The organism is Tepidimonas sp. (assembly GCF_046292505.1).
Classification (GTDB): Bacteria; Pseudomonadota; Gammaproteobacteria; order Burkholderiales; family Burkholderiaceae_C; genus Tepidimonas.
On record NZ_JBKBQX010000278.1, the window covers coordinates 1 to 522 of the forward strand.

Sequence of the window (522 nt, forward strand, 5' to 3'; positions counted from 1 at the left end):
ATCCGCAGCGCCAATGCCACCAGCGAAATCTACGGCAGCGTCATCGACGACGACATCGACGTCGACCCCAACCGGGGCGGGCCGTTCGATTTCGTCGCCCTGTCCAGCACGATCTTCGGCGGCCTCGGGAATGACAGGATCAGCGGCAGCGATCTGGGCAGCGACGTGATCTTCGGCGGCGCGGGAGACGACACGATCCATGGCCCCAGTGTCCGTGTCCGCCACGTCGACCACGGGGACATCGGGCGCGTGTCGGGCGAGCGCCTCCGCGATCGTCGCGCGGTCGCGCCCGAGGAGCACCACCGCCCGCAGCCGGCCGGCGGCGCGACGGACGAGGTCGTCGACGTCGGCCCCCTTGAGCAGCCCACCGGCGATCCAGACGCCGTGTACGTATGCCGCGAGCGAGGCCGCCGCCAGAGGGGGCGAGATACCGACGCTATAGACGAAGCCCGGAGCACTGTATGTCAAAAGTTCCACCAGGGCCCGCTCTCCGGCGATGAAGCCGCCACAGCTGGCCAGGGT

Annotated in this window: 1 protein-coding gene; it reads left to right on the forward strand. The window is 69.3% G+C overall.

Going from position 1 to position 522, the window contains the following annotated elements:
• A partial coding sequence (locus ACK4TH_RS13260; RefSeq protein WP_409627103.1) for a hypothetical protein occupies positions 1-522 on the forward strand: 522 nt, incomplete at both ends.